The organism is Cytobacillus kochii (genome assembly GCF_020171845.1).
GTDB classification, from domain to species: domain Bacteria; phylum Bacillota; class Bacilli; order Bacillales; family Cytobacillaceae; genus Cytobacillus; species Cytobacillus kochii.
Genome location: NZ_JAIVAM010000002.1, coordinates 474,746 through 487,195, shown reverse-complemented (window position 1 = coordinate 487,195; position 12,450 = coordinate 474,746). Strand labels below are relative to the sequence as shown.

Genomic DNA, 12,450 nt, shown 5'->3' with positions numbered 1-12,450 from the left:
TTTAATTACTTTCTTTTCTCTAATGATATACAAATGATGATAGTTAAGATGATACAGATAATTCCTTTAAAAAAAGTGGGAATAGGTATTAGATTTACAAATAATCCTACTGATAATGCAATACCTCCGTATAACGGCTTCTTAAGGGCAAATTGCGCAAATATACCTCCAAAAATAGCAGGAACAATATATATAAATGTTCCTTGAATCGATTCTGGAATAATTGATACGAGATAAGATCCTGAAACAATAATGAAAATTAGTATGGCCATATTCATTAGTGATGTTGCTCCTATTGCAAGAGCCGCAACAATTTCACCTTTTTTCGTTCCAGGTTCAGCACCAACAGCATTTTGAGCTGCCGCAGCAGACGGCAAGCACATATTAGCAATATTTCCTGTTAAAAAGGCTTGATAGGTACCAGATATCCCTAAGGTTGGATAATATGATATTGGCTCCATAAACCAGGCATACCCGATGGCGGCAGCATAAGCTATCAACCCTGTAATAATGGGTTGCCAACCTGGATGAATACTTAATACAAAGGAAAGATATAAGGGAAGTGAGATTGTCAATAATATTACTAATCCAACCGTCATACGACCCCAAAAATGTGATTTTTGATGAAACATATTCATCTCATATGAATGAATAACCTCATTTTTTTTAGCCACTATATTACTTTCGGAAACCGCCATACTATTCCCTCCTTAAAGGACAAAATAACTAACTGTTAAACCAACAATAATCGATACACCTAATGACCATTCATGTAAGAATTTGAGTTGATGACTTTTATTTGCGATAAAACTTACGATTAGCATCGTAGTAGCTGCAGTTAAAGCAACAATTGCTGTTTCCACCCCTTTAAATATTTCACCTGCAACAAAGTTACCAAAAACCGCAAGCATAGCAGCACTTGACACAATCATCATAATGGGGAGTTTACCAGCCGTCGTTTGTTGCTTATTTGATACCTTCCTTTCAATATTTGCTAATGATTTAGTAAAAAAGAAAACAAAAAGCAGCCAACCACATCCGCCAATACATAAAACCCATGCTACAGTCGCAAACGCTTCTGCTGTAAAACTATCAGAACCAAGTTCTGTTCCATAAGCAGTTGCAGCCAAATTGGCCCCCATCGATTCAGTAGCAGCAGAACCAATAATGCCTATTCTCATTAATGTTAAAGGGTCACCTAGTAAGGTAATTAAAGATACAGCTACAACCACAATTCCAAATGAGGGCCCTATTGCGTTTATCATCCCAACTTTTAAAGCGCTGTTTACATCTTGCTTACTTAGACCTACACTTTCTCTCGTTTTCATTGCCATTTGAATAAATTTAATCCCTTGGAAAATGACTACACCAATGACTGTAAGTGAGATAATCCACACAACTGGATGGCTTGCTATTTTTATTGCCTCCTCCATCATCATCCTCCTAAAATTTATAATTTTCTGTTTTTTTATGATAGTTATATTGAAAAACAATTTATACAAGCTGTCAATTATGATGTAAGGAAATCTAACAATTAAAACTCCGCAAAGATAAGGATATTTACTTACTTTACTAATTCTTTTTGAATAAAAAAGCGCTTTCATCGTTTTTTTAGAATAAAAAAATCGAGGAAAATTCCCCGATTTAGGTATTACGATTTATTTTTAAAAAACAACGGTTTTATTACCATATACAATCACGCGATCTTCAAGATGCCACTTTACTGCTCTCGCTAATACACTGCGTTCGATTGAGGCTCCTTTTCTCTTCAAGTCCTCTACTTCATCCCTATGATCAACTCGACTTATATCTTGCTCGATAATCGGCCCCTCATCTAAATCATTGGTTACATAATGTGAAGTTGCACCGATAATCTTTACTCCCCGAGCATAGGCACGATCATATGGTTTCGCACCAACAAATGCCGGTAGAAACGAATGATGGATATTAATGATTTTATTAGCTTGAGCAGAAACAAATCGAGACGTCAAAATTTGCATATAACGAGCGAGAATGACAACATCTATATTATACTCTTCAAGTAATTGTAGCTGCTGTGTTTCCACTTCTTCACGATTTTCTTTCGAAGCAGGGATATGATAAAAAGGAATTCCTAATGACTCAACAATCTCTTTTGCCTCTAGATGATTACTGATAACTAATGGAATTTCCATCATCATATCGCCATTCTGCCATTCTAATAGTATCTCTCTTAAACAATGGAGCTGCTTTGAAACAAAGATTGCTGTTCTTTTTAATTCACTATTTTGTTGTAACTTCCATTCCATTTCGAAATCTTGAGCAACATTTATAAATGACTCTTTCATTTGTCCAAATTTTTGTGGAAGGTCAGGACACTCAAATTCAATACGCATAAAAAAGTTGCCGCCTTCATGATCAGTGGAATATTGACTGGATTCGATAATATTAGCTTGATGTTGAAATAAAAATTTCGAGATATGGGCGACAATACCTGGTTGATCAGGACATTTGATGAGCAGGCGACCCCTGTTTTTATTTTTCTCTTTATAAACTTTTGCTTGATTATTAAATAATGTATTCATGTTGCACTCCTTCAAACTATTTATTGCATTTTAACCTTTTCTTTCATAAAGACGCAAACCTTTTACAAAAAAAAACACACTCATTGTACATTGCTTGAATTTAGACCCCATTCTCTTATACTATAATAGAAGCATGCAACCTGTGTTTTTATGTTACAAAAATATGACTTTAGTGGCATTTTTGACATAAATAATCGTATTTCGACAAAAAGGAAGGTATAATTATAAAATCACAGGATAATAGTTTCATATAAGGAGGAATTATAAGATGGAATGGGTATTAGCCATTTTACTTGGTGCAGCTGTTGTGTTGCTCATTTTATCATTTGTTAAGGGTAAACAATCGAAATCAGAACAAGAACAACATATTGACCAGGTTTCTTTTTCCTTAATGGATGAAATTCACCAACTGCAGCAAAAAGTAAAATTCATGGAAATAGATGCTGAGATAACAGCGGTAGAAGCAGGTACATCTGAAGTACAATCGGATCATAGATTACTTCTACGTGAAATGATTGACCTACATAGAAGAGGATACTCCAACGAAAGCATCGCTCAAAAACTAAAGATGTCATTACAAGAAGTGAATAACCTACTAGCTCCATACGAAAAACGTAGTACGGAAAGGAGCAAAGTAGCTCAATGAGTGAGAAAACGATGCGCAGCTTTGCTGGTGGTTTAATTGTCGCAGCAGTCATTCTCGGGATTACTTATTTCCTTAGTCCGGCCGATAGCAAACAGACAGAAGCTGCCGAGCCAAAAGCAACAGAAGAAGTCGATCAACCCGTAGAAGCAACGAAAGAAGAAATTAGTACAGAAGAGATGGAAGAAGCCCTACAATCTCAAGGATTTATTATTCACAGTGAAGAAGAATGGAACAATATCAATAAAGATATGAAAGATATTGCAACTGTTAAAGAAGAAAATGAAAAGCTTAAAAAGCAACTTAACGATGCAAAAGCAAATGAAAACGAAAAAGCTGTTTACCGTACGATGCTCACAGTTACCTCTGGTATGACTAGTATCGACGTCGGTAATGCGCTTGAGTCTGCAAAAATCATTAAAAATGGTAAAGACTTTTTTGATGCCGTAGAGAAAAAGGGTCTAGAAAATGATCTACGTCCAGGGACTTTTGAAGTAAATAGTGACATGTCAATGAACGAACTTGTAAATAAGGTATTTAAGAAGTAACCATCATGGGAAAAGCATCTGATGTCATCAGGTGCTTTTTTATTGCCTTCCTAACTCTTCATTCATAAACCTCATAAACAAATAGTGAGTAGCAACTGTTTCCTCATACCAATCAAAGCGATATCAGATAGTTAGCTGGGCATATGTGACTTGCTCGTTCATTATGTGTAAAAATCGGAAAGGTAACTACGCAAATTTTGATTTGCTCGGTCATCAAGCATGAATACTACATTGTTAGCTGGGCAAATCCCATTGGCTCGTTCATCAAGTGTGAATTCCACATTGTTAGCTGCCCAAACTTGATTTACACTTACATAAAGCATAAATTCTCCAACTGAGTAAAAGTCGATTTTCCCCTACCTTTAAAGACACTCCGTTAAATAATAGAGCAAAAACTACATAACTCCCTAACGTTAATTAAGTTTCTAAGAAGAAAATGAATAATCGTGGTATATTAATGTCAAAATACTCCTATATCATTCTATATCGACCAAAATTGAGTGAAGTTTAAATTGATAAAAGAAGATTGGGGAATGTTCATTATGAGTATTTATGTATATCAATCATTTCAACTAAAACAAGAAAACTTTCAAGAAGGCATTCAAAATCTCGCTAATATCAAAAGCTTTCGCAACGAAAACTACAGTCACGAGATTGAAATCCTCTGCCCTATTTCTGGCAATGACCATACCTATTGTCTCATTGCCAAATATGAAGGACTCGCTGAGATGGAACTGCAAAATAAAAAAATGTTTGAAGACGAGAAGTATAAAAAAATGATTAGTGATTTCTTCATCGAGCATACTGTTCAGAATAGTATAGAGACCCAATTGTTACGAAGCCTCCAATTACCACCTAAGACCAATAAATAATAGATAAACATTTCATTGCCCTATACAAATATCAGAAAATTCATTATAATTAACGCGTCTTTGATTACTTGAAAAGAGGCGTTAATTATGACAGATAGAAGCGTTCAAGGTAGGAATATACTTATTTTTATAGGGATTATCACAATTGCATTCAATTTACGCCCTGCGATTACTTCAGTTGGCCCCATTATTGGTGACATACAACATGAATTGCAGTTTAATACGAGTACAGTGAGTTTACTAACCACGTTCCCTTTATTAGCCTTTTCGGCTATCTCCCCCTTTGCGCCTTTTTTTGCAAAGAAATGGGGAATTGAGAGGGTGCTTTTTTGTGGGCTAACACTGATAGGTCTAGGTATCTTCATGCGCTCTACTAATTTTATGTTCATACTATTTCTTGGTACCTTCATGATCGGATTAGGGATAGGTATTTGTAACGTGTTACTCCCTAGTCTTGTTAAAGCACAATTCCCCTTAAAAATAGGGCTAATTACTGGCATATATACGCTATCAATGGGGGTATTTGCTGGTTTTGCACCAGGTATTAGTGGCACACTTTCTAGCTATGGGATTGCATGGAAAACCAGTCTATTAATTTGGGTAATCCCTGTTTTACTTGCTTGTCTTCTATGGATACCATTTATTAAAAAGGCACCTAAAAAAAATCCTGTTCCGCTCCTTTCATTCTCTACATTGTTTAGGTCGGGAATAGCATGGCAAATCACCGGTTTTATGGGATTACAATCGTTTATCTATTTCGGTTTTTCCACATGGTTACCAGAGATATTGATAGGAAAAGGTTTCACGTTAGAAATGGGTGGTTGGATGCTTACTATCATGCAATTCTCGGGGCTACCAGCAAGTTTTTTTATTCCTATTTTAGGAGAAAGATTATCACATCAAAAATGGATTGGGTTAGGGATTGGTACAACCCTTATCACTGGTTTATGCGGGTTATTTCTCACTTCAAATATGGTGATCACATTTCTGAGTATTATCCTCATTGGTCTTTCTTTAGGCGCTGCGATAAGTCATTCATTAGCATTAATGAGTCTACGATCTATGAACAGTGAACAGGCTGCCTCTCTTTCTGGCATGGCCCAATCTTTTGGTTATTTATTGGCAGCATGTGGTCCTTTCTTACTTGGACTTCTTTATGACCTTTTTCACCAATGGCATACAGCATTTTTTGCCCTTATTACTATTGCCGTTCTTTTTACTTTATGTGGGATCGGGGCTGGAAGAAATGTTTTTGTGCAGGAAACCACAAACCTCAAGCAAACCTCTTAAATCATTTAGCTGGGTTCATGATTACAACCCAGCTTTTTTACTTACAACTCTTTGATTACAGGGATCCAAATTTCTGAGTAAAAATCGCTACGATTAGAGCCATCTTCAGGATATACCTCTAACTCAGCGGTTCCCGCATGTCTATAACCGCTTGTTGGAAACCATTCTGAGAATATTTGTTTCCACGTTTGCTGGATTGCTTTAGGCATCTCTCCTTTCACTTGAAATACGGCCCAAGTTGAGGCTGGAATCGTTATTGTTTCAAAGCTAGTAGAATGGCCCTCATGATTGACAGCAATCCAATAGTCAATCTCCCTTTGATTTATATGATCCACGCAAACACCAAGTACACCTTTTATTGAGCCATTATTTAATGAAAGTAAGCGATCACAAGTCCCATCTTGATTCACTTGATTCCATAACTTTGGGATTTCTGCTAGGTTTTCATCTTTTTCAAGGGAATAATTTTTTCTTATGCCTACTACTTGAAAGCTTTCTTTTGAAATAATCGTATGATTCATTGGTTCGGCTCCTTCTAATGTTACATGTATTTTTAAGGGCTGATATAATTTCAACTTTCCACGGTATTTCTTTACTTCTGATGGTGAGATATGATGTTGCTTTTTGAATGCCTTAGTAAATGCTTCTGGGGTTTCATAGCCATATTTTAGAGCAATATCAATAATTTTCTCATCATTATTACCAAGCTCAATGGCTGCACCCGTTAATCTTCGTCGCCTTATATATTCCCCTAGCGTCATATCCGTTAAAATCGCAAACGTTCGTTGAAAGTGAAAAGGAGAAGTATTCGCTTGTTTGGCTACCTCCTTACTGTTTAACTTTTTCAACAGGTTTGCTTCAATATAATCCAACGCTTTTTGTATATCTGTTACCCAACTCATAGACTCTTCTCCCTTCGGTTTGATTGTATATCGCATCATTTATTTACGCCTGTCATTTATTGCTCTGTTTGGATAGGTTAACTCCGGTCGCATAAAGGTACAAAAATACATCCTATCACTGCAATATTCCTTATTCCACACACCATTTTCACATGATAAGTGTACATAATATTTATCTTAATTCGAAACACTAGAAAAGGTAAAAGAATTACAGTAGGGATTTTTCCATTTAATATCAGGAGTTACGCTTTGACAATAAAAAAGGTGGTATATGATAGTGAATAATGAAACTAAACATCAGAAATTCGGGGCCGTCTTTTATTGGTCAGTCGGTATTTTACTTGTTTTAATTTTTATCGGTGCATTCGCTCCAAAAGTGATGGAAAACTATACAGCTGCTATTCAATCAGCCATCACCTCTACTTTTGGCTGGTATTATTTAATCATAGTCACGATTTTTGTCTGTGTTTGCTTATTTTTAATTGTTAGCCCATATGGGAAATTAAAACTGGGGAAGTCAGATGAAAAACCAGAATATAGTTATCCTACTTGGTTTGCCCTTTTGTTTAGTGCTGGGATGGGAACAGGTCTTCTTTTTTGGGGAACAGCAGAACCTATTTCTCATTTCGCTATTGATTCTCCTACAGGGCAGACTGGTACCGATCAAGCAGCTATGGACGCTTTAAGGTATGTCTATTTTCATTGGGGTATTCATGGTTGGAGTATATACGTCCTTATTGCTCTTTGTCTTGCCTTTTTCAATTTCCGTCGAGGGGGAGATGGTTCAATTAGCTCTACACTATCTCCTATTATGAAAAATACAGACGGTCCGTTAGGTAAAATAGTGGATATTATCGGGATTATTGCCACTGTTGCAGGAATCGCAACTACTCTTGGCTTTGGAGCTAGTCAAATAAATGGCGGGATTTCTTACATTTGGAATATCCCTAATTCTTTTCTTATCCAATTAGTGATTATTATCATTATTACAGTCATTTTCTTAATATCAGCCACTACTGGGATTGATAAAGGTATTAAAATTTTATCCAATGTCAATATGATACTTGCCCTTGTACTCCTAGTCTTTTTTATTGTTTTTGGTTCGACTGTTTATTCTTTAAATTTGTTCACAGATACGATTGGGAAGTATATACAAAGACTGCCAGAAATGAGCTTTAGATTAACACCAAATAATGAACAAAGTAGAGAATGGATTAATAATTGGACAATTTTTTATTGGGCATGGTGGATGGCATGGTCACCGTATGTTGGCACTTTTATAGCAAGAGTATCTAGAGGAAGGACCATACGTGAGTTTACTATTGGAGTATTGCTTGTACCTACCATCGTTACATTTATTTGGTTCGCTTTCTTAGGAGGCACAGCTATCGATATGCAAATGACAGGGATAGCTGATTTGGCTTCGATGAATACTGAGCAAATGCTATTTGGGACATTGAAAGAGATGCCTATAAGTTTTATCACATCTCTCCTCTCTCTCATCTTGATTTCCATTTTCTTTATTACTTCAGGTGATTCAGCTACGGTTGTATTAGGTATGCAATCAGTAAAAGGTGTGTTAAATCCTTCTAATCGTAATAAACTCATTTGGGGCGTCTTATTATCTGCCATTGCTACTGTATTGCTTTACTCCGGAGGGCTTCAAGCACTACAAAATACAATGATTATTGCTGCATTCCCATTTTCCTTTGTAATGATTCTAATGACTATATCCTTAATAAAAGAACTCCAGCAAGTGAAAAGAGAAATAGAGCTTTCAGGAGCAACAAAAGATAAATTGATGTCAAGAAGGTTACAAAAGCAATTAATCAAACAAGAATTAAAAGAAGAAAAACGTTGGATTGAAAGTAAAATGGAAGAAGAGAAAAAGCGCTTAAAAAAGAAAAAGAAAGAAAAAATGGAAGAACTAAATAACAAGAAGGAGGAATAACCTTCCCCCTCTTGTTTTTTTACTTCTTCACAATGTAGCTGTTATTCTTCTAGCCACTTCAATACCATTCTCCATACAATCCGGAATCCCTGAACCATAGTAAGAACTTCCTGCTATATACACACCAGGATATTTCTCTATAAGTGTTTGTTCAATTCCTTTGATTAATTGCGGGTGGTCCAGTGTATAAGTAGGCATTAATTCATTCCATTTTGTTATATCCCATACAATGGGTTCAGCAGCTAGTTTTAAGCTTTTCTGTAAATCTTCTCTTGCTAGATCAAGTAATCCTATATCTTCCATATCCTTCACTTTACCGAATGAAGGATGGCTACTTTTGTAAAAGAGACGGACAAGGAGATTTCCACTTTTAGACGTATGTTTCCATTTTCTACTTGTCCATGTACATGCATTACAATGTAGCTCATTATTGTTTGAAGTAATAAAGCCAGTTCCATCTTCGGGTAAAACCGCATCAGGAACATCAAATCCTATGTAAACACTAATGAGTGAGCTGTTTTTCATGTTAGAAAAATACTGATTCAACGCTGAGTCTTCAAGTAATTGTTGCGCAACTTGATGTGGAGTGCTTAAGACAATATGATCTGCTTTCATCACTTCACCATTTGAAAAACTCACCTTATAATGTTGCTTCTCTTTTTGTATTGATTTTGCCTCGTATCCTTTTTTGATTTCCACTGCTCCAAGAGATTTTTCATATGCGCCAATAATTGTTGACAGACCATTTTTGAAAGAGAGGAACTTCCTTTCACCGCTACTCTGATATTTCTCTTTATGAGCATTGAACCCCATGATAATGCTTCCGTATTTCTCTTTGTATTCGAAAACAGCTGGCAAGGTAGATGAGATCGTCAAATCTTGTAGTTTCCCAGAATAAACACCCGATAATACCGGAGCAATCTGCTTCTCTACTAATTCTTCACCAAAATAATAGGTAAGAAAGTCACCAATACTATCTTCAACTGTAAATGGATTCTCATGGTGATAAACGTCTTTTAATGCTCGAACTTTACCTTCAGCAGAGACTAATGTACTTTTAGCCAATGACTCGATACTTGTCGGTATACCAAATACGGCATCAACTGGGATGGGCTTTATCTCGCCATCGGTAAATAAATAAGAGCGACCTGTCCCGTTATAAACGACCTCATCACTTAAATTCAGTTCTGAAAAGATTTCTCTCCCCATTACTTTCCTTGAGACAATAGAATCAGCGCCCGTTTCCATCATAAATCCACCCGCTTCAACGGTTTTAATTTTTCCACCTAGATGATTTTGTGCTTCAGTTAATATAATGCGAATGTCGCGATTGTTTGCGTTTTTCCATTTTTGTAGTTCATGGGCAGCTGACAGACCATTTATGCCACCACCGACGATCAACACCGTTTCCATTACGTACACCTCAACTTTTTCTCAATGATAATAGTTTATCACAACATCACTACTTCAACTCGATCTCTATCAACAATTGAATGACTTTTGCATTTAAAAAAGATTTTTTAGCTAAATATGTAGGGATACTTCATTTCACTTACGTCTATTATGTTGTATTCAAAAGAAAAGGTGGGAAAATGCATGATTGAGGTAAATAAGATTTATCATTCTTTTGAAATAGGTAAAAAAGAGAAGAAAACGGTCATACCTGTTCTGAAGGATGTATCATTCCAAATTAACAAAGGAGAAATTGTATCCATTGTAGGTAAAAGCGGATCTGGAAAATCAACCCTATTAAATATCATTAGTGGATTTATTAAACCAACTGAGGGTGAAGTTAAGATTAATAATCAAACTGTGACTGAGCTTTCTGAAGGAGAGTTTGCTTCCTTTAGACTTCAGCATATCGGTTTTATCTTTCAAAACTTTCAATTGATTCCAAGTATGACAGCATTCCAAAATGTTGAATTGCCGCTAACTTTTAAAGGGATGAATGAAAAGGAACGTAAACAAAAAACGTTAGAGACACTTGAGCGTGTTGGACTAGCAGAGTTCAAGGACCATTATCCCAGCGAGTTATCCGGTGGCCAGCAACAAAGGGTCAGTATTGCACGTGCACTTGTAGTGAATCCACCTCTTATTCTTGCTGATGAACCAACAGGTAGTCTAGATAGTGACACAGAGAAAAGCCTACTCGCTTTCATTAAACAATTAAATGAAGAATTAGGGATTACTTTTCTTATCATTACTCATGATGAAGAGGTTGCCGAGTTCGGTCATCGTACAATAGAAATTGTTGACGGTCATGTATTGGAGGAAGTAGCGAAATGACATTTAAAGATCAGTTTAAGTTCGTTAGACAAAATTTAAAGAAAAATAAATCTAGATTGTTTATGACAGTACTTGCTACTGCGATTGGTGTTGCATTCTTAATTGTACTTGCCTCTGTCGGCTTCGGACTTCATAAATCGATTATTTCTGATATGATGCAAAACCAATTGGTTACCCAAGTGGAGATATACGGGAAAGAAGATTCACAAGGACTAACAAATGAAGATATTACTTATTTTGAAGAGATGGAGGGAGTGGAAGCCGTTACCCGCAGGAATGAATTGGCGCAGATGCCTTTCTTCCATCTAGATGACTATACATCTAATACGAATGCCATCGTCACACACTTTCCATCAGAGATAAAAGCAGACTTCAAGCTCGCATCTGGGCGCTTACCTGAGGGGGAGAATGAAGTTGTTGTCGGTTATCACTTTACTGAAAGCTTAATTAAAAACGGTGCTAACCCTGAGAAGTTGTACGATGATGAAGGAAATATCAACGAGGACTATGTCTATACTGATGACTTGCTAAATAAAGAAATGGACATGGAAGTCATTAAATTAACAGATGGGAAAGAAACGAAGAAAACCATTTCTGTTAAAATTGTAGGAATCGCTGAAAAGCCTGCTCGTGATTGGGCGTATGAAGAGCATGTCTTTATTTCCGAAGAAATTTTACAAGAAGTTGAACAATTCACTGGCGTTATGCGTGGGGCAACTGAAATGTACGAAGGCGGCGAACTTGACGCCAATCAATCGGAAGAAGTCTATGATTATGTAAAAGTATACGCAAATAACGTACAAGAAGTAGAAGGAATTAACAAGACTCTTGAAGATAAAGGCTATATGATTTATTCAATTGCCAATGAAATGAAACAAATTAATGTCATCTTCCTTATTATGAAAATTGGCCTTATCTTTATTGGTACGATTGCATTGATCATTGCATCCATTGGTATATACAATACGATGACAATGGCTGTAACGGAAAGGGCACCGGATATCGGTATTATGAAAGCGATTGGTGCACATCCACGTACAATTAAAAATATCTTTTTATTAGAAAGTACTTATATCGGCTTATTAGGCGCCATCTTTGGGACGATTGTTGCTTATGGTGTCAGCTTCCTAGTCAATTTATCTGTACCATTTATTATTCAAACAGCATTTGATGAGGCAGCTCCAGAAGGACTATTATTGTCATACATCCCTTGGTCACTGACCCTTATTAGTGTCGGTATTTGTTTACTCGTTACCGTATTCTCAGGTCTCCGCCCCGCAAAGAGAGCAACAAAAGTGGATGTTCTTAAGGCGATGAGAAGAGAATTATAATCAAAATCAGTACCATGAAAGGCCACCCTAAAGCCAGCTTGCGCATTTCTTCCTTTGCACAAC

13 protein-coding genes are annotated in these 12,450 nt (G+C 36.4%); 7 read left to right on the top strand and 6 right to left on the bottom strand.

Annotated features, from left to right (window positions below; all coding sequences use genetic code 11):
* Positions 1–5: 5 nt before the first annotated feature.
* From LCM23_RS03265 to purU, 3 genes are all read right to left on the bottom strand, one after another.
* A complete protein-coding gene (locus LCM23_RS03265; RefSeq protein ID WP_224935662.1) occupies positions 6–698 on the bottom strand; it encodes a small-conductance mechanosensitive channel in 693 nt (230 codons plus the stop codon).
* Positions 699–710: 12 nt separating this feature from the next.
* Positions 711–1,433: a DUF5058 family protein gene (locus LCM23_RS03260; RefSeq protein ID WP_224935660.1), complete on the bottom strand. Its 723-nt coding sequence runs from the start codon at positions 1,431–1,433 to the stop codon at positions 711–713.
* 231 nt (positions 1,434–1,664) lie between these two features.
* Positions 1,665–2,564, bottom strand: coding sequence for a formyltetrahydrofolate deformylase (gene purU, locus LCM23_RS03255; RefSeq protein WP_224935658.1), 900 nt, complete (start codon positions 2,562–2,564; stop codon positions 1,665–1,667).
* 268 nt (positions 2,565–2,832) lie between these two features.
* Here purU and LCM23_RS03250 point away from each other — a divergent pair, with 268 nt between their 5' ends.
* Both LCM23_RS03250 and LCM23_RS03245 read left to right on the top strand, forming a co-directional pair.
* A complete protein-coding gene (locus LCM23_RS03250; protein ID WP_095370035.1) occupies positions 2,833–3,210 on the top strand; it encodes a hypothetical protein in 378 nt (125 codons plus the stop codon).
* Entirely contained in the window at positions 3,207–3,755 is a 549-nt protein-coding gene (locus tag LCM23_RS03245) for an endolytic transglycosylase MltG (RefSeq protein ID WP_224935656.1), read from the top strand. Before LCM23_RS03250 ends, LCM23_RS03245 begins: the two co-directional genes overlap by 4 nt.
* Positions 3,756–3,916: 161 nt before the next feature.
* On the opposite strand, the gene LCM23_RS03240 is transcribed toward LCM23_RS03245, so the two are convergent.
* Entirely contained in the window at positions 3,917–4,078 is a 162-nt protein-coding gene (locus tag LCM23_RS03240) for a hypothetical protein (RefSeq protein ID WP_224935654.1), read from the bottom strand.
* A 219-nt stretch (positions 4,079–4,297) separates the two neighbouring features.
* Here LCM23_RS03240 and LCM23_RS03235 point away from each other — a divergent pair, with 219 nt between their 5' ends.
* The gene (locus LCM23_RS03235) at positions 4,298–4,627 is read left to right on the top strand and encodes a hypothetical protein (protein ID WP_224935652.1); all 330 of its coding nucleotides are present in this window, start codon (positions 4,298–4,300) and stop codon (positions 4,625–4,627) included.
* An 87-nt stretch (positions 4,628–4,714) separates the two neighbouring features.
* Positions 4,715–5,917 (top strand): CynX/NimT family MFS transporter, encoded by a 1,203-nt coding sequence (locus LCM23_RS03230; protein WP_224935650.1) that lies wholly within the window; start codon positions 4,715–4,717, stop codon positions 5,915–5,917.
* Between the two features lie 41 nt (positions 5,918–5,958).
* Here the strand turns inward: LCM23_RS03230 and LCM23_RS03225 are convergent, their stop codons facing one another.
* Entirely contained in the window at positions 5,959–6,819 is an 861-nt protein-coding gene (locus LCM23_RS03225) for an AraC family transcriptional regulator (protein ID WP_224935648.1), read from the bottom strand.
* 277 nt (positions 6,820–7,096) lie between these two features.
* Here LCM23_RS03225 and LCM23_RS03220 point away from each other — a divergent pair, with 277 nt between their 5' ends.
* Positions 7,097–8,770 carry a BCCT family transporter gene (locus LCM23_RS03220; protein WP_224935646.1) on the top strand — a complete coding sequence of 558 codons (1,674 nt, stop codon included), beginning with the start codon at positions 7,097–7,099 and terminating at the stop codon, positions 8,768–8,770.
* A gap of 27 nt (positions 8,771–8,797) precedes the next feature.
* Here the strand turns inward: LCM23_RS03220 and hemG are convergent, their stop codons facing one another.
* Positions 8,798–10,183, bottom strand: coding sequence for a protoporphyrinogen oxidase (gene hemG / locus LCM23_RS03215; RefSeq protein ID WP_224935643.1), 1,386 nt, complete (start codon positions 10,181–10,183; stop codon positions 8,798–8,800).
* Between the two features lie 183 nt (positions 10,184–10,366).
* Between hemG and LCM23_RS03210 the strand changes: the two genes are divergently transcribed.
* Together LCM23_RS03210 and LCM23_RS03205 are read left to right on the top strand one after the other, a co-directional pair.
* Positions 10,367–11,056 carry an ABC transporter ATP-binding protein gene (locus tag LCM23_RS03210; protein ID WP_224935641.1) on the top strand — a complete coding sequence of 230 codons (690 nt, stop codon included), beginning with the start codon at positions 10,367–10,369 and terminating at the stop codon, positions 11,054–11,056.
* Positions 11,053–12,387: an ABC transporter permease gene (locus LCM23_RS03205; RefSeq protein ID WP_224935639.1), complete on the top strand. Its 1,335-nt coding sequence runs from the start codon at positions 11,053–11,055 to the stop codon at positions 12,385–12,387. The genes LCM23_RS03210 and LCM23_RS03205 overlap by 4 nt, the downstream gene beginning before the upstream one ends.
* Positions 12,388–12,450: the final 63 nt, after the last annotated feature.

What these genes read in the sequence shown, in the direction of transcription:
- LCM23_RS03265 (WP_224935662.1), bottom strand. Translation starts at nt 698, where the DNA reads ATGGCGGTTTCCGAAAGTAATATAGTGGCTAAAAAAAATGAGGTTATT.
- LCM23_RS03260 (WP_224935660.1), bottom strand. Translation starts at nt 1,433, where the DNA reads ATGGAGGAGGCAATAAAAATAGCAAGCCATCCAGTTGTGTGGATTATC.
- purU (WP_224935658.1), bottom strand. Translation starts at nt 2,564, where the DNA reads ATGAATACATTATTTAATAATCAAGCAAAAGTTTATAAAGAGAAAAAT.
- LCM23_RS03250 (WP_095370035.1), top strand. Translation starts at nt 2,833, where the DNA reads ATGGAATGGGTATTAGCCATTTTACTTGGTGCAGCTGTTGTGTTGCTC.
- LCM23_RS03245 (WP_224935656.1), top strand. Translation starts at nt 3,207, where the DNA reads ATGAGTGAGAAAACGATGCGCAGCTTTGCTGGTGGTTTAATTGTCGCA.
- LCM23_RS03240 (WP_224935654.1), bottom strand. Translation starts at nt 4,078, where the DNA reads ATGCTTTATGTAAGTGTAAATCAAGTTTGGGCAGCTAACAATGTGGAA.
- LCM23_RS03235 (WP_224935652.1), top strand. Translation starts at nt 4,298, where the DNA reads ATGAGTATTTATGTATATCAATCATTTCAACTAAAACAAGAAAACTTT.
- LCM23_RS03230 (WP_224935650.1), top strand. Translation starts at nt 4,715, where the DNA reads ATGACAGATAGAAGCGTTCAAGGTAGGAATATACTTATTTTTATAGGG.
- LCM23_RS03225 (WP_224935648.1), bottom strand. Translation starts at nt 6,819, where the DNA reads ATGAGTTGGGTAACAGATATACAAAAAGCGTTGGATTATATTGAAGCA.
- hemG (WP_224935643.1), bottom strand. Translation starts at nt 10,183, where the DNA reads ATGGAAACGGTGTTGATCGTCGGTGGTGGCATAAATGGTCTGTCAGCT.
- LCM23_RS03210 (WP_224935641.1), top strand. Translation starts at nt 10,367, where the DNA reads ATGATTGAGGTAAATAAGATTTATCATTCTTTTGAAATAGGTAAAAAA.
- LCM23_RS03205 (WP_224935639.1), top strand. Translation starts at nt 11,053, where the DNA reads ATGACATTTAAAGATCAGTTTAAGTTCGTTAGACAAAATTTAAAGAAA.